This is a genomic window from Shinella zoogloeoides (assembly GCF_003574625.1).
Classification (GTDB): domain Bacteria; phylum Pseudomonadota; class Alphaproteobacteria; order Rhizobiales; family Rhizobiaceae; genus Shinella; species Shinella zoogloeoides_A.
On sequence record NZ_QNUJ01000002.1, the window covers coordinates 424,971 to 444,057 of the forward strand.

General features: G+C 66.8%; 15 protein-coding genes. 3 read left to right on the forward strand and 12 right to left on the reverse strand.

The features are described 5' to 3' along the window. Positions 1-4 precede the first annotated feature (4 nt). The 3 genes from DSD28_RS05475 to DSD28_RS05485 are packed head-to-tail and all read right to left on the reverse strand — an operon-like array spanning position 5 to position 2,205. Positions 5-658, reverse strand: a complete 654-nt coding sequence (locus DSD28_RS05475) for an amino acid ABC transporter permease (RefSeq protein WP_162911259.1) — start codon at positions 656-658, stop codon at positions 5-7. Positions 659-662: 4 nt separating this feature from the next. Continuing rightward, positions 663-1,325, reverse strand: a complete 663-nt coding sequence (locus DSD28_RS05480; protein ID WP_119255331.1) for an amino acid ABC transporter permease — start codon at positions 1,323-1,325, stop codon at positions 663-665. A 58-nt stretch (positions 1,326-1,383) separates the two neighbouring features. Continuing rightward, positions 1,384-2,205: a transporter substrate-binding domain-containing protein gene (locus DSD28_RS05485; protein WP_119255332.1), complete on the reverse strand. Its 822-nt coding sequence runs from the start codon at positions 2,203-2,205 to the stop codon at positions 1,384-1,386. 188 nt (positions 2,206-2,393) lie between these two features. Between DSD28_RS05485 and DSD28_RS05490 the strand changes: the two genes are divergently transcribed. Together DSD28_RS05490 and DSD28_RS05495 are read left to right on the forward strand one after the other, a co-directional pair. Next, positions 2,394-3,149: an IclR family transcriptional regulator gene (locus DSD28_RS05490; protein ID WP_162911260.1), complete on the forward strand. Its 756-nt coding sequence runs from the start codon at positions 2,394-2,396 to the stop codon at positions 3,147-3,149. 56 nt (positions 3,150-3,205) lie between these two features. Further along, a complete protein-coding gene (locus tag DSD28_RS05495) occupies positions 3,206-4,150 on the forward strand; it encodes a threonine ammonia-lyase (protein ID WP_119255334.1) in 945 nt (314 codons plus the stop codon). 136 nt (positions 4,151-4,286) lie between these two features. Here DSD28_RS05495 and DSD28_RS05500 read toward each other — a convergent pair whose 3' ends face one another. From DSD28_RS05500 to DSD28_RS05520, 5 genes are read right to left on the reverse strand one after another with little or no spacing between them, the layout of a single operon-like run. Further along, on the reverse strand, positions 4,287-5,417 hold the full coding sequence (locus tag DSD28_RS05500; RefSeq protein WP_119255335.1) for a substrate-binding domain-containing protein: 1,131 nt from the start codon (positions 5,415-5,417) through the stop codon (positions 4,287-4,289). Positions 5,418-5,468: 51 nt separating this feature from the next. Further along, entirely contained in the window at positions 5,469-6,452 is a 984-nt protein-coding gene (locus DSD28_RS05505) for an ABC transporter permease (protein ID WP_119255336.1), read from the reverse strand. Further along, positions 6,449-7,426, reverse strand: coding sequence for an ABC transporter permease (locus tag DSD28_RS05510; RefSeq protein ID WP_119255337.1), 978 nt, complete (start codon positions 7,424-7,426; stop codon positions 6,449-6,451). The genes DSD28_RS05505 and DSD28_RS05510 overlap by 4 nt, the downstream gene beginning before the upstream one ends. After that, complete coding sequence (locus DSD28_RS05515; protein WP_119255338.1) at positions 7,423-8,940, reverse strand: sugar ABC transporter ATP-binding protein; 1,518 nt, start codon at positions 8,938-8,940, stop codon at positions 7,423-7,425. The genes DSD28_RS05510 and DSD28_RS05515 overlap by 4 nt, the downstream gene beginning before the upstream one ends. Continuing rightward, entirely contained in the window at positions 8,937-9,797 is an 861-nt protein-coding gene (locus DSD28_RS05520; protein ID WP_162911261.1) for a sugar phosphate isomerase/epimerase family protein, read from the reverse strand. Before DSD28_RS05520 ends, DSD28_RS05515 begins: the two co-directional genes overlap by 4 nt. A gap of 139 nt (positions 9,798-9,936) precedes the next feature. Between DSD28_RS05520 and DSD28_RS05525 the strand changes: the two genes are divergently transcribed. Further along, on the forward strand, positions 9,937-10,953 hold the full coding sequence (locus DSD28_RS05525) for a helix-turn-helix domain-containing protein (RefSeq protein ID WP_162911262.1): 1,017 nt from the start codon (positions 9,937-9,939) through the stop codon (positions 10,951-10,953). Positions 10,954-10,962: 9 nt separating this feature from the next. On the opposite strand, the gene DSD28_RS05530 is transcribed toward DSD28_RS05525, so the two are convergent. The 4 genes from DSD28_RS05530 to bcsA form a co-directional block, all read right to left on the reverse strand. Continuing rightward, the gene (locus DSD28_RS05530) at positions 10,963-12,204 is read right to left on the reverse strand and encodes a glycoside hydrolase family 6 protein (protein ID WP_119255340.1); all 1,242 of its coding nucleotides are present in this window, start codon (positions 12,202-12,204) and stop codon (positions 10,963-10,965) included. Further along, positions 12,201-14,339, reverse strand: a complete 2,139-nt coding sequence (locus tag DSD28_RS05535) for a cellulose synthase (protein WP_119255341.1) — start codon at positions 14,337-14,339, stop codon at positions 12,201-12,203. The genes DSD28_RS05530 and DSD28_RS05535 overlap by 4 nt, the downstream gene beginning before the upstream one ends. A gap of 157 nt (positions 14,340-14,496) precedes the next feature. After that, positions 14,497-16,875: a cellulose biosynthesis cyclic di-GMP-binding regulatory protein BcsB gene (locus DSD28_RS05540; RefSeq protein ID WP_119255342.1), complete on the reverse strand. Its 2,379-nt coding sequence runs from the start codon at positions 16,873-16,875 to the stop codon at positions 14,497-14,499. After that, the gene (gene bcsA / locus DSD28_RS05545) at positions 16,875-19,040 is read right to left on the reverse strand and encodes a UDP-forming cellulose synthase catalytic subunit (protein ID WP_119255343.1); all 2,166 of its coding nucleotides are present in this window, start codon (positions 19,038-19,040) and stop codon (positions 16,875-16,877) included. The genes DSD28_RS05540 and bcsA overlap by 1 nt, the downstream gene beginning before the upstream one ends. Between the last annotated feature and the right edge of the window lie 47 nt (positions 19,041-19,087).

Here is a 19,087-nt window from a genome sequence, read left to right on the forward strand (position 1 = left end):
CGGCTCACCGGGCGCTCGGCGTCAGCTTGCGTTCGAGCCGCTCGCTGAGCTTCGAGATCGGGTAGCAGATCGCGAAATAGAGCAGGGCCACGGTAATGAAGAATTCGAGGGGATGGCCGAAGCGCAGCATCAGCTCCATCGCCCGGCGCGTCAGTTCGTTGTAGCCCACCACCGTCGCAAGCGAGGTGTCCTTGATCACCGAGACATAGACCCCGATCAGCGGCGGCAGCGATACCCGCAAGGCCTGAGGCGCGATGATCCAGAAGAACCGGTGGAAGAAGCCCATGCCGAGCGCCGTCGCCGCTTCCGACTGTCCGCGCGGGATGGCCTCGATGCCGGAGCGGAACACCTCGGCGACATAGGCGCTGGTAAAGCACGTCAAGGCGATGAAGGCCGCCCAGAAGCGGTCGACCGAGACGTTGACCAGCGGCAGGCCGAAATAGATGAAGAAGAGCTGCATCAGCAGCGGCGTTCCGCGGAACAGCTCGACATAGGCGCGCAGCAGAAGGTTCAGCGGGCGCAGACCGAATTGCCGCAGCAGCGCGACGATCATCCCGACAACCGTCCCCCCGACCACCGCGGAGGCGGACAGGTAGAGCGTGACGAGGAAACTGTCGAGGATGAGCCAGCGTGCTTCCCAGACCAGAGAGAAATTCATCGCATCACCTCGATTGCGGCGGGAACAGCAGCCTGCCGGCAAGGGCGAGCAGCAGCGACACGCCGACATTGAGCGCGACATAGAAGAGGGCAGCCACGCTGTAGACCTCGAATGTCAGGAACGTCTTGGTGCTGATGTCGTTCGTAATGCCGGTCAGCTCATAGACCGAGATGGCCGACAGAAGCGACGATGCGAGCAGGATGGAAATGAAGAGATTGCAGAAGGCCGGCCAGGCCGCGCGCATGGCCAGCGGTGCGGTGATGTAGACGAGGGTCTGCAGCCTGTTGAAGGCGAGCGCCACGGCCGCCTCGCGGCTTCCCGGCGGCACGCCGGCAAGGCCCGCGCGGAAGATCTCGGCAAGATAGGCGCCGGCATTGAGGCCGAGCGCTATGCTGCCGGCGGTGGTGGCGGACATGCGCAGGCCGAGGCTCGGCATGCCGAAGAACAGGATGAATATCTGCAGGAGCGCCGGCGTATTGCGGACGAATTCCACATAGAGCCCGGCCAGCATCCGCAGAAGCCGGAACCGGCTGACGCGGCCGGCCGCCATAGCCACGCCGATCACGATGCCGATGAGCATGGCGACCAGGGTAATGAGCAAGGTGAGCTGAGCACCCGCCAGCAATTGGGGAATGAAGCGGGGGATGGCCGCCCAATGGAACGCCATGGCAATCCTCTCGATCGATCGCCGCTGCCCGCGATATGGCGGGCAGCGGCCTCAAATGTCAGTAGCGGGGATTGAGCGGCGCCGGCATGTCGGCGTTGAACCACTTCCTGTAGAGCTCGTAGCTCTTGCCGGTCGCATTGAGATCGAAGACGAACATGTTGACCCAGTTCAGCCATTCCTGGTCGCCGCGCGGCACGCCGAGGCGCTGGTATTCGACCAGCTTGCTGAACTTGTCGTCGACGATGACCTTCATGCTCTTGTCGATGGTCGCCTGGTAGTTCAGCACGTTGCCGTCGCAGATGAACGCATCGACCTGGCCCTGCGCCAGCGCGAAGAGGGCGGCGGCCTCGGTATCGAACCGCATGATTTCGGCATCGGGGAATTCCGGCGCGACCATCAGGTCCTGCGTGGTGCCCTTGGTCACGGCGATGCGCTTGGAGCCGAGATCGGCGGCCGATTCGATCCCGCTGTCAGCCTTCACGGCAAAGGCGGCCAGCAAGGCGGTGACGTAGGGATCGCTGAAGGAGACCACCTTGGCCCGCTCGGGCGTGCCGGTGAACGTTCCGACGATGAGATCCACCTTGCCCGAACGAAGGTTCGGGATGCGGTCCACCGACGTCGTGTCGACGATCTCGAGCTCGACGCCCAGCTTCTCGGCGACGAGCTTTGCGACATCGACGTCGAAACCTTCAGGCTCGCCGCTGATCGACTTCATGCCGAAAGGCGGGACGTTCAGCATGACGCCGACCTTGATCTTGTTGTCGGCCACCACGCGGTCGAGGATCGACTCCGCGCTCGCCGGCGCGGCAAGCCCTGCCACCACTCCCAATGAAAGAACTGCGCAGCCAGCCAAGCGGCGAAGCTGAGAGAAAATGCCCATCACGACCTCCCTTGTGATAGAGTGTCCGATATTTCAGACACATGTTGCGTATACCGTTATCGTTATTGCAATTGCAGACAACTGACAAGCCCTTTACGCTCCCGCCGAACCATGTTTAAAGAAACCCAAATCGGCCAGTAGAAGAGGAAGACGACTTGGCAAAGGCCGCGCAAAGCTCCGGTTCGCGGATGCGTGGAATCGACCGTGTGGTCGAGATTCTGGAAGTCCTGCGGGAAATCGGCGTGCCGACGCAGGTCGGCCAGATCGCCGCGCGGCTCAACGCGCCGCGCTCGTCGATCTATGAGGTGATCGGGTCCCTCGCCGGCGCCGGGATACTCGAAGTCAACCCCGGCACCGGCGAGGTCTTCTTCGGGTTGGCCTCCTATTTCTACGGCGCCGCCTATGCCCGGCAGAATCCGATCATCGGCCTCGGTGCGGAAGAGGTGAACCGGCTCGGCCGCGCCACGGGCGAGACGGCCGAACTCTGCACGCTCATCAAGAACCGCTATGCCATCGTCCATTCCATGCCGGGCAACAGCCTGCTGCGCATGGAGACGAAGCCCGGCTTCACCCTGCCCGTGCCGTGGACGGCATCCGGCAGGCTGCTTGTCGCGCATATGTCGCGCGAGGAAGTCGGCGCGCTGGTTCCGCCCGAGGACTTCGATCTGCCGAACGGCGTCAAGCTTTCGCTCGACGTGTTCTATGACGAGGTGCGCTCGGCCGACGCGCAGGGCCTCTGCGTGACGTCGGGCATCCTCGATACGTTCACGAAATGCATCGCCGTGCCGATCCGCTCGACCTTCGGGCAGAATATCGCGACCCTCTGCTTCGTCGTGCCGGTCGCCATCGACGCGGCGCGTGAGGAGACACTGGTCGCGGCGCTCCGCGAAAGTCAGCGCCGCCTCAGCCAGTATCCCGCTTCCATTCTCGCAACGAGCGCGTGAGGCGTGCGGCCGGTTCCGGCCGCCCGTCCCCGCTCCCATGATTTCCGGAGACAGCCATGATCGGACTAGACGATATCTACGCCGCCAGGGACCGTATCGCGGACGGTATTCGCCGGACGCCCGTCATCCGCGCGGACCAGTTGAAGACCGCGCTTCCCGGCGGTGTCGAACCCGTGCTCAAGCTGGAACTTCTCCAGGTGACGGGTTCGTTCAAGGCGCGCGGGGCGACCAACCGGCTGCGGACCACGCCGCGCGAGCAGCTGGCGGGCGGCATCGTGGCCGCGTCCGGGGGCAACCACGGCCTTGCTACCGCGCGTGCCGGCCATCTGGCCGGCGTCAAGACCACGATCTTCCTGCCGGAAAACGCAACGCCCGCCAAGATCGCCAAGCTGCGCGAATGGGGCGCGGACACCGTGATCGTCGGCACCGCATGGCAGGAAGCCAACGAGGCGGCGCTCGCCTTCTGCGAGCGGACCGGCGCGGCCTATTTCCACCCCTTCGCCGATCCCCTCGTCGTCGCCGGACAGGGCACCGTGGGGCTGGAAATCCTGGAGCAGATCGCCGATGTCGACACCGTTCTCGTCGCGATCGGCGGCGGCGGACTGATCAGCGGCGTGTCGACCGCCATCAAGAGCATCGCCCCGCATGTCCGCGTCATCGGCATCGCCGCCGCCGGCTCGCCGACCCTGCTGCGCTCGCTGGAGGCCGGACGCAACATCGATATCGGCCGCGCGACCACCTCGGTCGCGACCATGTCGTGCTCGCATACGGATCCCCGCATCTTCGACATCGTCCGCAAGAATGTCGACGGGATCGTGCTCGTGGAGGACGCGGAGATGGCCGCCGCCGCGAAATGGCTCTGGTTCGAAATGGGCCTTGCCGCCGACCTCAGCGGTGCCGCCGCCATCGCGGCCCTGCAGCAGGGGCGTGTCGCCGTGAAGCCCGGCGAGAAGATTTGCGCGATCGTCTGCGGCGCCGGCCCGGACGCGCTGACATCCTGACATCCGCGCAACGCAGGAATGGAAACACGGGCACCACCCCCGCTTGCGGGGCTGGTGCATCGCGAGGCGGTATCAGAACGCGCCTCGGGTCAGGTCCGACGAGAGGGCGAGGTTCGCCCTCTCGTCCATGCCTTGACTACTTCTTGCCGCCCCAGCGTTCCGGGTAGCCCGGCAGTTCCTGGCAGCCGCAGAGGCTGTAGTGCAGCGGCGGCATGCGCTCGTCGACATAGTTCGCCAGAACGTCCTCGGTGATCGCCGGCTGCGGCAGCACCCATTCGGGGCCGGGAACCTGCTTGCCGTCCAGCACGTCGAGGGCCGCGATGACGGCCGTGCGCCACTGGTAGGTCGGATAGGAAGGACCGATCGCCGTCAGCTTCTCTGACTGCCACTTGCGCAGGAAGTCCTGCTGGTCCTCGCCGCTGATGACCGGATAGGGAAGGCCCGCATCCTCGAAAGCTTCGAGCGCCGCCGTCGCCGTGTCGCCGGCATCCATCCAGACCGCGTCGATCTTCTCGCCGCGGTTGATGTAGTCCTCGACGACGGACTTGGTCTTGGCGCGGTCGCTGCCGGTGAATTCCGAGCCGATCACGTTGATGCCGGCCTCGTCGAAGATGTTCTTGGCGGCCGAATAGCGGGTTTCCAGCACGTCGACGCCCGGCATGATGCGCAGCGCCAGCACGTTGTCGCCCTTCTTCAGCTTGCTGGCGATGAACTCGCCCGAGGTGATGCCGAAGCCGTAGCCGCCGACCGGATGGATATAGGTCACTGGGCAGCTCGTATTGACGCCGCGGTCGAAGACGACGACCGGGAGCTTGCCGCAGGCCGCTTCCACCGCCGGGGTGAGCGCCGCCGTCGTGTTCGGCGAGACGATCAGCGCATCGCACTTGCCGCCGCTGACAAGGGCCTCGATATCGGATATCTGCTTGTCGTCCTTGCCCTCGGCATCGACGACGATCAGTTCCTTGAGGCGGTCCTTGTGCAGTTCGGCCTCGGCATCGAGGTTGTTGAGGCCGACGACGCGCCAGGGGTTGAAGACACCGGCATTGGAGAAGCACAGCGTGACCTGGCCGTCCTTCTTGTATTTCGCCGTGTCGACCATGCCGTCGCCGAGATGCTGCGCCCAGGGCTGGCCTTCCGGGCCCTGCGGCGTCATCGAAAGCTGCTCGCGCTGCTTCTTAAACTCGGCCGGGTCGTTGAAGTCCTGCGCCAGCGCCTGCCCGGCGAATGTGAGCGCGACGGTCGTCGCCAGAAGTGTCCTCAGTGTCATGTCTTCCTCCTCCAGAATGCCGGCCGTGCCGGCGGTTGATGCTATTTCGGGTCAGATCCGCCGCCGGCCACGCCACACGCTGGCGCCCACCGCGGCGATCAGGATCAGGCCCTGGATGCTGTCACGCAGCGCCTGCGGCAGGCCGATGAGATTGAGCAGGGTGAAGAGCGCGAAGAGGCTGAGCGCCCCGAACACCGCACTCCAGATGGAGCCGCGCCCACCGAGAAGCTGCGCGCCGCCGATGACGCAGGCGGCGATCGCCTGCAGTTCCAGCCCCTCGCCGGCATTGACGGAGACGCCGGAAAAACCGCCGATCAGGATGCCGGCCGTCACCGCCGAGACCGCGGAAACCACGAAGGCGAGGATGCGCGTTGCGGCGACCGGCGTTCCGGCCAGCTCCGCCGCCCGCGGATTGTCACCGACGGCGAGCGCCCGCTTGCCGTAGACGGTACCATTGAGACCCCACCAGGCGAGCGCCACGAAACCGGCAAGGACGATGGCCGCGAGCGGCAACGAGCCTACGAGGGGAACGTCGCGCCAGACCAGACGGCCGAGATTGCGGAAATTGGCCGGCAGGTCGCCGCGCGCCGCCCCGCCTGACCAGGCGAGCGCCAGTCCGTTGACGGAGAGCATCGCGCCGAGCGTCGCGATGATCGAGGGCACCTTGAGGAAGGCGACGACGAGGCCGTTCACGAGGCCGACGGCGATGCCCATGACATAGAGCGCGCCGATGACCGCCCAGGTCGTCTCCGGATCGCCGTTGATCAGGATCGAGGCGGCGAGCACGACCAGCGTCGCGACCGCTCCCATGGAGAGATCGAAGCCGCCCGTCAGGATGACGTAGAGCTGGCCGCAGGCGAGGATGACGAGCGGCGCGGCGCGCCGCAGGAAATTCATGAAGAGGCCAGGCTCCAGATAGTTCGGCTGGAGGAAGGCGATGCCCGCATAGAGCGCGAGGAAGATCACGAGGCCGGCATTGACCGCGATGCGTGCCGGGCGGCGAAGGGAGGAAGGGGTCTGCGGGACGGGGCTCATGCGACGTGCCCCTTCGAGCGGACGGCGTGGATGGCGACGGCGGCAACGACGATGGCCCCGCGCAGCACCTGCTTGAGGAAGGCGTCGATGCCGAGCATGTTGAAGCCCGCATCGAGGCTGGCGAAGAGCAGGACGCCCGCCAGCGTGCCGGCGACGCCGCCCTTGCCGCCGGCAAGGATCGTGCCGCCGATGACCGTCACGGCGATGGATTCGAGATCGTAGATGCCGTCGCGGCCGATCCAGGGCGTGCCGGATTGCAGCCGGGCGGCAAGGTAGAGCCCCGATGCACCAGCAAAGAGGCTGGCGACCACATGGGCGGACAGCGTGACGCGCTCCGTGCGGATGCCGGCGAGCCGCGCCCCGTCCGGATTGCCGCCGACGGCATAGATGCGCGCGCCGAACAGCGTGCGGTCGAGCACGAAGGCGGCGGCGAGCGAAAGGGCGGCGAGCAGCAGGATGGAGTAGGGCACGCCCAGCACGCCGCCATAGGCGACGACCTGGAATTCCCGCGCCACCGCGCCCTGCAGCATGCCGAACGAGGCGGCGAGCACGCCCTGGATGACGAGCCCCGTGCCGAGCGTCGCGATCAGCGGATTGATGCCGCCATAGGCGACGAGCGCTCCGTTGACGAGGCCGACCGCAAGGCAGAGCCCGAGGCAGATCACGATGGCCGGCAGGATCATCGCCGGATCGCCCTGCATGATATGCGAAGCGAGGACGGCGACGGCGCTGATGAGCGCGGCGACCGAAAGATCGATCGACCCGACGAGGATCACGAAGGTCTGGCCGACCGCGACCAGCCCGAGGGCCACCATGCGCTGGAGGAGGCCGACGATGCCCTGCCCGCCGAGTTGCGCGATCTCGCCGGTCGCAAGCGCGACCACCACGAAGAAGCCGATGGAGAGCCCGGCCAGCAATAACGCGATGGAAAGGCCCGCGGCGGCCGGCTTCGGTTTCACGATATCCCTCGTCATGCGCGTGCCTCCGCTTTCGGCGCATCCGCAAGGCCGAGGGCGAGATGCATGACGTCCTCTTCGCTCGCGCCCCTCGGCAGTTCGCCGGACAAGCGGCCCTGGTGCATGACGAGGATGCGGTCGGCGATGCCGATCAGCTCGGGCATGTCGGAGGAGACCACGACGATGCCGCGGCCGGAATCGGCGAAGCCGCGCATCGTCTCGTAGATCGCCGCCTTGGCCGCGATGTCGATACCGCGGGTCGGCTCGACGAAGACGAGGATATCGGATGCCTGCGCCAGCCAGCGCACGATGATCGCCTTCTGCTGGTTGCCGCCGGAGAGCGTGCCGACCTCCTGGCCGAAATCCCCGGCCCGCACGTCCATGCCGCGCAACCGTTCGTCGATGGCGGAAGGCGCGAAGGCGCCGCGCTCGGGCCGCGTGAAGAGGCCGGCCATGGAGCGCAGGGTCAGGAGCGCATTGTCGCGCACGGACTGGCGCAGCGCGAGCCCCTCGCGCTTGCGGTCGCCCGGCAGGTAGCCGATGCCGGCGGCCGTCGCCTGCCGGGGCGTGCGAAGGGCGACCGGCCTGCCGCGCAGCGCGACCGCGCCGCCGGAGAACGGCGCGTCGCCGACCAGCGCCTGCGCCAGCGCGCCCTTGCCGGAATCTTCGAGGCCCGCGACGCCGACGATCTCGCCGGCCCGCACGCTGAGGGCGATGTCGCGCAGCGCCGCATTCGCCCCGCCCTCGACGGCAAGGAGGACGGCGCCCGGCGCGGAGACCGGCGGCGCGGGATAGAAATCCTTGAGGTCGCGGCCGACCATCGCCCGCACGATCTCGCCGATCGGGGCGGCCTCGCGCGGCCGCGTCCAGACCTTCCTGCCGTCCTTGAGGACGGTGATGCGGTCGGCGATCGCCGTGACCTCCGGCATGCGGTGGGAGATATAGACGATCGAGACGCCCTCGCCCTTGAGGGTTTGCACCAGCGCGAGCAGCGTGCGGCTGTCGCGCTCGTCCAGCGCCGCCGTCGGCTCGTCCATGACGAGGATGCGCGCATCGAGGAGAAGCGCCTTGGCGATTTCCACGAGCTGCTGCGTGGCGATGGAGAGCGAGGAAACAGGCACCTGCGGATCGACCTTCGCGCCGATGCGGCGAAGGAGTGCCGCGGCCTTATCCCGCATCGCCGCCTTGTCGAGGATGCCGCGCCGGGCAATCTCGCGGCCCATGAAGATGTTTTCCGCCACCGTGCGGTGCGGCAGCAGACTGAGCTCCTGATGGATGATCGAGATGCCCGCTTCCGCCGCCTGCCGGGGATGGGTGAACTGCACGGCCCTGCCGTCGAGGCGGATCTCGCCGGCATCCGGCCGGTAGCTGCCGCCGAGGATCTTCATCAGCGTCGACTTGCCGGCGCCATTCTCGCCGCAGATCGCATGGACCTCGCCGGGCAGGCAGTCGAAATCGACGCCGTCGAGCGCGCGCACGCCCGGAAAGACCTTGCCGATGCCGGACATGCCGAGGGCGGGGACAGCCGTCATGCCAGTCGCTCTCCGGCCGCCGCCCATTCGCGGCGGATGAAGGCGACGCTCTCGGCGAAAAGGCCGTCGAGATCGTCGAAGAGATCGCGCCAGACGCGCGTCGCGCCGGCAAGCTCCGGCAGGGCGCGGCCGAAGGATTCGACGGTCAGCCAGCCGTCGTAGTTGCAGCGGCGCAGCGCGTCGAAATGCGCGGCGAAGGGCACATGGCCGGAGCCGGGAACGCCGCGGTCGTTTTCCGAGACATGGAAATGGTTGATCTCGCCGTGATAGCGCTCAAAGGTCGCCGGCGGGTCCTTTTCCTCGATATTGGCGTGGAACGTGTCGAACATGTAGCCGTAATTGGGATGGTTGACGGCGCGGTAGATGGCCGATGCCTGAGCGATGGTCGACATCATGTAGCATTCGAAACGGTTGACCGCTTCCGCCGAAATGCGCACGCCCGCTGGCGCTGCATATTCCGCCATCGCGCGCATTGCCTCCACGCAGCGGCCCGTTTCCTCCGGCGTCGGCCCGAAGCCGGTGAAGACGCCGACGGGCGAATGAAGGGGCCCCGCGACGATCTCGCCGCCCATCGCCGCCGTACAATCGACGATCCAGCGATGGTGGTCGCACGCTTTCGCGCGCACCGCCGGATCGGGGCTGACGGGATTGGCCTCGGGCGTCGCGACGGCGGCCGCGCCCGCCGTCAGGCCGATATCGGCAAGCAGCCGGCCGAGCGCCGCATAGTGCTCGACCTTGCCGGAGAAGACAGGAACCTCCACCGCGTCGTAGCCGAGCGCCTTCAGCCGTTCGAGCTGGCGCGCATGCTGCATGCCGATATCCGCGCCGATGACGAGCAGGTTGAATGCGACCTTCACTGATGTCCTCCCCTTCGCCGCGCCGGCCTCTCCCATCGGCCTGCGCGACACGGGCCACAATGGCAGGCTTGACTCGGCAATTCTTGCGGACGACAACAGTGGTAAATTTCTTAAGTCATTTTGTGTTGGGAGGCGCAACGTGAACAGACATGCAGTGATTTCGCCGGCCGATTGCCGGCCCTCGATCTTCCGCCAGCCGGACTCCGTCATGTATGCAGACAACTGCAAGGAATTGCAGGCCGCCGCCCGGCGCGGCGAGGTCGAGCTTCATGCCTGGACGCGCGGCAGCTATCCCGGCACCTCGCTCGGCGAGCGCCTGCCGGGCATCCGCACCGTCGGCTTCTGGGATGCGCGCCACGGCCAGTCCTGGGGGCTCGGCCGGCATTGCAACGAAGGCTTCAAGATCGCCTATCTCGCCCGCGGCAGCCTCGACCTCGTCGTGGACGAGCGGACCTATGCGCTCAAGCAGGGCCAGTTCATCGTCATCCGCCCCTGGCAGCTCCACTCCATCGGCAATCCGAATGTCGGGCCGAGCCGGCTCTTGTGGATCATCCTCGATGCGGGCCTGCGCCGGCCGAGCGAAACGCCCGACTGGCCGGACTGGCTCGTCTTCTCCAGGGACGAGGCGGCTCGGCTCGGCGATATCCTGACGCAGAACAACCAGCCGGTCTGGGACGGCGGCGCCGAGCTCTGCCGCGCCTTCGAGGCCATTCCCTCCATCCTGCTCGACCGCAGCCCGGAGGATGGCGAGACGCGCCTGAAGGTGGCGATCAACGCCATGATGCTGAGCCTGATCGACCGGATGGGCGAGCAGGCGCCGACGCTCGATCCCGATCTTTCCACATCGCAGCACACCGTCGCGATCTTTCTGCGGCGGCTCGCCCATGCGTTGGAGGAGGATTGGTCGCTGGAAGGCATGGCCGAGGAATGCGGGCTCTCGCGCACCCGCTTTTCCGACTATTGCAAGAAGCTCACCAACATGGCGCCGCGCCAGTATCTCCAGCACCTGCGGCTGGAGCACGCCTCGCGCCTGCTGCAGGAGCCGCACAACACCAGCGTCACCGAGATCGCGCTGAGCTGCGGCTTCAATTCGAGCCAGTATTTCTCGAATGCCTTCAAGAAGCGCTACGGCCACTCCCCAAGCAGCTACAGATAGGAAAGCCGCTCACTTGCCCGTGTCGAAAGGCGGATTGGCGAAGCGGATGAGCTCGCGCGCCTGCTCGGGAAACCAGCCGCCGGCCGCCGGCGCCACGATCCCGCGGGCGGGATCGGCCGGTCCGGATGTGCCGCGATGGCAGGGGCCGTCCGATTCGCCGGGAACTTTTATCCAGAGGAAGCCGTCGATATAGGGATTGCCCGCCTTAAGCGTCGGACGCCGGCCGAGGCCCCGTTCCGGCGGGTTGCACCACGCTTCGGCATCCTCGTACTTGCCGTCGGGCGCTTTCCATGAACCCGCGCCGTTGCGGCTGGTGTCGATGATCGCATGTTTCTGCCCGGCCAGATCGCGCGTCAGCCCGGCTTCCGCGAAGGCGCGGTCATAGGCCGCGTCCGTTTCCGCCCAGGTCGTCACGTCGCCGAAGGTCGCGGGGTGGAACTGGCTGGGACAGTTTTTTGCTTCCAAGCTACCTGCCATGACAAGGGCGAGGCAGTCGCTCAGCCATGCCGCGAACCTCGTGACCCGCTCGTCGCTCTCGAAATTCGAGACGTTGAGGAAGAACCCGTCCGCCCTGCCGATATCCGCCCTGATCAGGCGGTCGGCGGCGTCGCCCGGCGAAAGCCAGTTGCTGCCGGTGCCGTCGAGATAAACGCGGGTACCCGGCAAGGCCTTGAGAATTTCCACCGCGCGGCTCAACTGCGCGAAGCGCTCCGCCGCCGCATGGGCGGGATCGGCCTTTTCCGGCTGGCAGGGCTCCAGGTCACCGGCGACGTTCCTGTTGAACGGGATGACGCCAAGGCCGTCCGGCTCAAGGATCACGATCGCCTTGCGGCTGCCGATCCCCGCGGCGAAAGCCTTGATCCATTGGATATAGTCGGCCGTGTTCTTCGCGCCGCCCGCGGAATAGAGCGCGCAGTCCCGGTGAGGAATGTTGTAGGCGACGAGAACCGGGATCGCCTGTTCGGCGGAAGCCCGCTTCACGATATCGGCGACAGCTGCCTTCGTTTCCTTTGCGGAGTCCTCCATGAACCACGTTGCGGAGGGGATACGCGACAGGGCGAGAGCATCCGCCTTCGCCTGCCCTTCCAGCGTCCCGGCCGCGAGACGCGCGCCGCTCCTGTCGTCGACAAAGAGTTTTTCCGCGTCCTGCGAAAAGGCGGCGGAAATTCCCGCCGTGGCAACGCAAGCCGCCGCAAGCACCGCCGCGACAATCCCTCTCCATCGCGAACTGGCGCTGCCAACCGGGCTCATGGGCGCCGGTCTCGCTCGTCGCGCATTTCGGCCAGCGCGCGGATGGCATCCTGCCGGCCGGTCTCGCCGAGGGCCTCGAAGAGGCGGAGGGCATCGGCGCGCAGGCCGAGATTCTTGTAGGCGTAGGCGCGCAGCACCATCAGGTCCGCCGGCTCGGCCACGACCTGCTTGCGCTGGTCGAGGAATACGATGGTTTCGCGATAGCGCGCCGCGCGGAAGCTGCTGACGGCCCGGTCGGAGAGGATCGCGGCCTGCAGCTCGGCGCCGCGGCGGCCATCGAGCTTCGCCCTGGTGGCGGCGACTGCGGCATCGCTCGTCAGGCCCGCGCGAAGATAGGCAAGGCTCTGGCCATAGGCCGCGTCGCCGCGCACCTGCCCGCCGCCCGCCAGCGCGGCCTCGAAGGCCTGCGCCGCCTCCAGCGGCCGGTTGATCTCCATCAGGCACCAGCCGAGCGAGAGCGCGCCGGCCGGAGGCAGGCTGGCCGGATCGCCCGCAGTGCGGCAATTGGCGACGCCCGCCACGCGGCGCGCGGTGCGCTTTACGCGTTGCGGCCGCAGGGCGACTTCCTCCACCGGCTGCGTGCGTTCCTCGGCGACGCGGTCCGAAACCACCTTACGCTCGACCGGCACGGCCTTCCGCCCGCCCCTGCGGGCCACCTCGTCATCGGCATTCCGTTCGCCAAGCCGCGCGATGCGTTCGGACCGGGCGCCCCAGGCCTGCCTGACGGCTTCGAGGCCCGTGCGATCCTCAAGCCGCAAACGGGCGACGCCGAGACCATAGGCGGCGGGCTCGTAATCCGCCTTCCATTGCAGCACCTGCGCGAACCATTCCTCCGCCGTTTTCGGCTGGTTCATGGCAAGCGCATACCAGCCGAACTGCTCGCCCGTCTCGGGGTGCTTTTGCTCGATGGCGACGGCCGCGATGCGGCCAAGGACCTTGCCGTCGAGCTTCGGCGGCGGATCGAGCGCCAGGAGATTGGCGGTGGCGGCGAGATAGGTCTCCATCGCCTGATCGGAGGTCGTCCGCCAGGGATACATCGCCTCCTCCGCCTCCGCCGGCATCTTGCGGGCGAGGAGGATGAGGGCGAGCCCCTGCGAGGCGGAGGCGGAATCCTCGATGGCGCGCGCCTTGCGGAAGAAGGGCTCCGCCACAGCATTCTCGTCGCGGCGCAGGTGATACCAGCCGAGCAGCAGGGCGTCCGAGGCAAGCCCCTGATCCGTCGAGAGCTTCTCGACGATCTTCAGATAGGCCGGTGCCACGGCGATCTTCGGGTCTTCGGCACCCTCGCCCACGAAGCGGCGGGCGAGATCCGGCCGCAGCGTATCGAATTCCATGGTTCCGTCGGCGCCCTTGCGCTCGCGGGCAAGCAGGTCCTGCATGTCGCTGTAGCCGAGCACGGTGGAGGCCTTCTGCACCGTGGCAAGCCGGACGGCCGCGTCCGCGCAATTGTCGAGCATATAGCCATAGGCATCCCGCGCCCGCTGCGGCCGGTCGGTCCTGGCGAAGGCATCCGCGACGCGCCAGAGCACGTCGGCATCGCTGCAGGTGAGAAGGCTCGGGGTCTCCGCGCCGAGGCGCACCACCTCCTCGCTGTTGCCGGCATTCGAGGCGGCGACGAGCGCGGCACGCTTCTCCGCGACGTCCAGCCGGTCGACGAGATCGGCCGGCGGAACCCATTGCGGGTCTTCCTTCTGCCGCCTGGCGATGGCGGCCCGGACGTCGGCATAGCGGGAGCGGCTGTAGAGCGCCCACATCTCCTCGAGCTGCCTGTCCTCGTTCACCGGCACGGCAAGCGGGTTTTCCGGCGGGATCCAGGTGGGATAGAGGGTGCGAAGGCGCGCGATCTCGGCATTGAGGCGGGCGGTATCGCCCCGCGCGGCAAAATAGCGAAGCGCGCTTTCGTCGACGGCAGGCTTGTCTGCCGCAACGTCCGAGGTGCCGGCCGGCTGCGGGGTCTGGCCGTCCTGCCCGGCCTGCGCGACTTCCACGCGGGACTGCTTGCCGGGCTGGAGCATTCCCGTGCCGCCGGCACTGGGCAAACCCTTGGCCGCATCGTCCGACACGCCGAAGGAGAGGCCGGCGACGCTGGCAGCCCCGGCAGAGACGAGGACGAGCGCCATAAGGATCGACTTCATCCCGATTTTCCTTCGGTACGCGTTCGACATCAGGCTCCGGCTTGGACCGCGACGACACCATGCGCCTTGAACGCAGGAATACGGACCCGTATCCCCCAAGATGAGCCAACCACCTGCGATAAAACCGCGATATGGTTAACCATGGGTAAACAGACGGTCACGAGCCGCGCCCGAAGCGGTTGAGCAGTGCCGATGTGGCAATACCGAGCAGGATCGACAGACCGCAGAACGCTACCGCATAGGCAAGGATGTTTGAGGAAAGCCAGTTTGCCGCCACCAGACGCATGTTGGAAAATGTCCAGGGTTGCGTGGTGACGAAACGGGCGCGATTGACCGGACGAACGTCGAGCAGCTCCTTCCCGTCTTTGCTTTCCAGACTCGCATAGCCACCGAGCTGCTGCCAGCGCGTGTCCTGTGCGAGAGCATCCATTCCGGTCCGCAGGGCGTCTCCCGTCGGTGCCGCGAGCACCGTCCATGCGCCGGTCTGTTCCGGGCTGTCGCCCTGCGCGACAAGGAAGCCTGCGCTGGCATCGGGAAGAATCTCCTGTTCGGGACCCGGCAGGAGGCGCAGGGAGGAGAAGGATATGTCGAAGGTGCTGTGCAGCCATTCCTCGAAGGCGGTGATCTGCCCGCGCCAGGAGCCGGTTCGCACGCGCGACTGCCATTCGTTGAATGCATCCTGTGTCGCACGCTGCTGTCCACCGCCGGCCGCCGCGCCCCAGGACGATGCGCTCTCGCCAGCAATGTGCGTCTGGGCGAGCACGAGCGGGGGGAGCTGCGAAATCGTGCCGACGAGGATCGCGTTGCGCTCCCCGATGGCGAGCGCCGAGGCTTCCGGCCGAATCTGCAGCACCCGGCCGCTCGCGACCGCCACCTTGCCGAGGAAGGTCGCGCCCGCCGAAAGCGTATCGCCATCCAGCCGGTCGAGATAGAGCGCAACCGGATCGGTCAAACCGTTATAGGGAAAGCCGGTGCCGGAAAGCGCATCGAGATTCGGAAGCTGCGCCATGCGGGCAAAGCGCGGCATGCGCAGCTCGGACGTATCGAACAGTGCGAAGCGGGGCTCCGGCAGGGCGCTGGCCCCCGGCGCGCAGACCGCATCCGCCTGCGTCCGCAGGATCGTCTCGACGTCGATGCGGTTGGGGCCGGGGCGGAAGTGGCGCATGGTCACGCGGATCGGCAGATGTCGGAAAATCCCGCCGCCGCTGTTGGTGATCGGCACGGTGGAGGCGATATTGCCGTTGACATAGATGTCGATATGGCTGCCCGGCAGCACCTCGGAGGAATAGGCGGCATCGAGCATCAGGGTCGCCTCGCCATAGGCATCGGCATAGAAGTCCGACGGTATGCCGATATCGAAACCGGTGCGGAAACGCCGGCCGCTGAACTCGCTGGTGGGAACGCCGAGCGAGGAGAAGGTCAGCGCCGCCTCGCCCGTGACGAGCGGCATTTCCGCGGCATTGCGCTGGCGCACGCTGAGCGCCTCGCGCGTGACGCCGAGCGGACGGTCGACGGGCGAGACGACGCCCTCCACCGCCCCCTCGATCGAAGGCCAGCTCGGCCCGCTCAGCACGAAGACCTTCCGCCCGCCGGGCGCATCGACGAAGGTCGCGAGCGCCGCCGTCTGCGCCGAGGCCGGCAGGGCGGGCAGCAGCGGCGAGAGGTCTCCGGCGGTGCCGACGAGCACGGTCAGTTCGCCCGCCTCGGCCTTTTCGGGCAGGGCGTTGACAACCTCGAAGGTCTGGTTCGGCATCTTCGCCATCAGCGCCAGCCCCTGGCTGAGACGCATCAGGGCGTTCGTGGCGGCGGGCTGGCCCATCTCCGGCACGACCATGCGGAACTTCGTCCGGCCCGTCGGTCCGAGGCCCACGGCGGCGATGTCGTCGGTCGTCAGCAGGGCGCCGCCTTTCTCCGCCGGCAGGGACAGGAACGTGCGCGCGGGATCGACGGCCGTCCACAGGTCATAGGTCGACTGGATCGTGCAGTCGGTGCGGTGACGCTGCGCGACGCTGAAGGTCACGCGGTTGACGCCCGGCCGCAGCAAGCCGGGCGGCAGCGCCAGACGCATGTCCGTCGTGCCCTCGGGCGACTGGACCGGCATTTCTTTCACCGGCACGTCGTTGATGACGACCGTGAATTTCGAGGCTTCCGGCGCGACCACCACCGCGTTGGAATATCCGATGCTGATGGCATCCGCGCCAGCGGCCTGCTCCTTGGTCAGGAAGACCGGAAAGGAGCGGCTTGCCATCTCCCCTTCCAGAAGCAGGGTCTCCGCCGGAATGATGTAGCGCCGCGCGGCGGGATCGGCCGTCGCTGCCTTCTTTTCCGGTTCGCCGGTCTGCGTCACCGGCGTCTCGGCAAGAGGCGTCTCTGTAGCAGGCGCAGGCTTTTCCTCCTCTATCGCCGTGGGCTTTTCGACAGCGGGGCCGCGCTCGCCGGACATGTCGAAGGGGGTCGCCTGCTCCTGCGCGAAGGCCGCGGAAGCCGAAAGGACGAGGGCAAGACCGAAGGAAGCGGCGGTTTTGCGATAAGCCATCACGACGCCTCCTTCCTGCCGCCCGTGAAGTTGCGCATGAGATAGATCAGGCCGCGGCTGGTCTGGTAGAGCGCGATGCCGAGGAACCAGAGCGATCCGCGCACGAGGCCGGGATTGTAGCGGCGCGAGACCTGGAAATCGCTCCACTGGTTCGAGTTGGCGAAGATCAGGTCGGCGACGAGGGAATGGTGCCTTGCCTCCTCCGGCATGAAGCGGCAGCCGACGGCGACGACGCTGCCGAGGTTCTCCGTGTTGCGGATGTCGATGGGGAGCGTTTCCTGATGCTCGCTCCCATAGGGCGTGAAGCGGAGCGCCGCGTGGGCGCCGGGGGCCAGCTCCCCCTCCAGTCCGAAGACCTGCATGCGCGCGCCGTTGGCCGAGACGTTCTCCAGCGTCCCCGGATATTCCCGTCCGTCATAGGAGAAGACGCAGCGGCGGTTGATGGTCACGCGGCGGCTCGCCGCCCGTTCGCTCCGCTCGGAGACGACGCCGAGCGCACACCCGGCGATGACGAGGTTGAGCAGGTTCCAGCCGCCGACGACGAAGGTGACATCCGCCTTGTAGGGTTCCGAATAGAAACGGTAGACGCTCATCAGGAAGGCGATGAACAGCACGGCGAAGATCACGAAGAACGGCCGGCTGATCTCCGACAGCCGCGCCACCTTGATCGATTCGTCCTTCGCCGTGACCTTGAATGTCGGCCTGGTCGGGTTGAGCATCACGGAGACGACGGCCGGCAGCAGATGCACGCTCTGCACATATTCGTAGAGCTCGGATATCCACGGCCAGCGGAACGAGCCGTAGAGATAGTTCTGCATCATCAGGTTCACGAGCATGTAGGCCAGCGTATAGCCGAGGAACTCGCCGCCGGAGGCGGTGAATATCTCCAGGTCGAAGAAGAGATAGAAGAGCGGCGCGAAGAGGAAGATCGTGCGCGGGAACGGGAACAGCCAGAACAGCGTCGAGGACATGTAGCAGAGGCGCTGCGGCACCGAGAGCCCGCTCTTGAAGAGCGGGAAGCGGAAGCGCAGGATCTGCATCATGCCCTGCGCCCAGCGGCTGCGCTGGCCGATGAAGCTGGCGAAGGTGGCGGGCTGCAGGCCGGCGATCAGCGGCTTGTCGACATAGACGCTGTTCCAGCCCCGCGAATGGAGCGCCAGCGCCGTCTCGCAGTCCTCGGTGATCGACAGGCCGCTGAAACCGCCCGCCTCGTTGAGCGCCGTGCGGCGCAGCACGGCGGCCGAGCCGCAGAAGAAGGCGGCATTCCACTTGTCGAGGCCGCGCTGGATGATGCCGTAGAACATCTCGTTCTCGCTCGGCATCGTCTCGAAGGTGCGCAGGTTCCGCTCCAGCGGATCGGGATTCAGGAAGAAGTGCGGGGTCTGGACGAGGAAGAGCTTGGGATCGTCGCCGAAATAGCCGACCGTTTCGCGCAGGAAATCGCGCGCCGGGGCGTGGTCCGCGTCGAAGACGGCGATGAGCTCGCCGGTCGAATGCTGCATGCCGTTGTTGAGGTTGCCGGCCTTTGCATGCTCGTTGCGGGCGCGGGTGAGATAGTTGACGCCGAGATCCTGGCAGAGCGCCTGCAACTCGCGATGCCGGGCCTGCGCACCCTGGCCCTCGACGACCGCCGTAGCATTGCGCTTCTGCTCCGTGCCGCCGTCGTCGAGCAGCCATACCGTGAAGCGGTCCGCGGGATAATCCATCGCCTTGGCGGCGGCGAGCGTGTTGGCGAGGAGCGCGGCATCCTCGTTGTAGCTGGGCACGAAGACGTCGACGGAGGGGAGCCGGCCCTCATCGGCCATGCGGCTCTTGCGCGGCGGCAGCGGCATCGCGACGACGAAGAGGCTGAGCGCCAGCATCAGCACGCTGTACATTTCCGCAAGGTAGAGCAGGAAGCCGGGAATAAAGTTCTCGAGCTGGTTCAGCGGCGGCAGGGTGCTCGTCGTGCGCCAGTAGACATAGCGCAGCACCACGGCGGTGCCGAAGGCGAGCGCGATGAGCCGCCAGATGCCCTCGGCGCGCAGCACCTTGATCACCGCCATGAACGTGACCACGGCAATGCTGGCGATAAGCTGCGTCTGCAGATTGATGGGTAGTGTGATTACGAGGATCACGAGCGCGGACACGAGTGCCCACAGCATGATCGTACCGGTATATCTCATGCACCGTCCTTCGCCGTCATAGCGCGTACGGGAAGACCTTATCCGCC

Excerpts from the sequence above, each read along its gene's own strand:
- DSD28_RS05485 (WP_119255332.1), bottom strand. The coding sequence starts at position 2,205 with ATGGGCATTTTCTCTCAGCTTCGCCGCTTGGCTGGCTGCGCAGTTCTT.
- DSD28_RS05535 (WP_119255341.1), bottom strand. The coding sequence starts at position 14,339 with ATGAAGTCGATCCTTATGGCGCTCGTCCTCGTCTCTGCCGGGGCTGCC.
- DSD28_RS05490 (WP_162911260.1), top strand. The coding sequence starts at position 2,394 with ATGCGTGGAATCGACCGTGTGGTCGAGATTCTGGAAGTCCTGCGGGAA.
- DSD28_RS05480 (WP_119255331.1), bottom strand. The coding sequence starts at position 1,325 with ATGGCGTTCCATTGGGCGGCCATCCCCCGCTTCATTCCCCAATTGCTG.
- DSD28_RS05515 (WP_119255338.1), bottom strand. The coding sequence starts at position 8,940 with ATGACGGCTGTCCCCGCCCTCGGCATGTCCGGCATCGGCAAGGTCTTT.
- DSD28_RS05475 (WP_162911259.1), bottom strand. The coding sequence starts at position 658 with ATGAATTTCTCTCTGGTCTGGGAAGCACGCTGGCTCATCCTCGACAGT.
- DSD28_RS05510 (WP_119255337.1), bottom strand. The coding sequence starts at position 7,426 with ATGACGAGGGATATCGTGAAACCGAAGCCGGCCGCCGCGGGCCTTTCC.
- DSD28_RS05500 (WP_119255335.1), bottom strand. The coding sequence starts at position 5,417 with ATGACACTGAGGACACTTCTGGCGACGACCGTCGCGCTCACATTCGCC.
- DSD28_RS05530 (WP_119255340.1), bottom strand. The coding sequence starts at position 12,204 with ATGAGCCCGGTTGGCAGCGCCAGTTCGCGATGGAGAGGGATTGTCGCG.
- DSD28_RS05540 (WP_119255342.1), bottom strand. The coding sequence starts at position 16,875 with ATGGCTTATCGCAAAACCGCCGCTTCCTTCGGTCTTGCCCTCGTCCTT.
- bcsA (WP_119255343.1), bottom strand. The coding sequence starts at position 19,040 with ATGAGATATACCGGTACGATCATGCTGTGGGCACTCGTGTCCGCGCTC.
- DSD28_RS05505 (WP_119255336.1), bottom strand. The coding sequence starts at position 6,452 with ATGAGCCCCGTCCCGCAGACCCCTTCCTCCCTTCGCCGCCCGGCACGC.
- DSD28_RS05495 (WP_119255334.1), top strand. The coding sequence starts at position 3,206 with ATGATCGGACTAGACGATATCTACGCCGCCAGGGACCGTATCGCGGAC.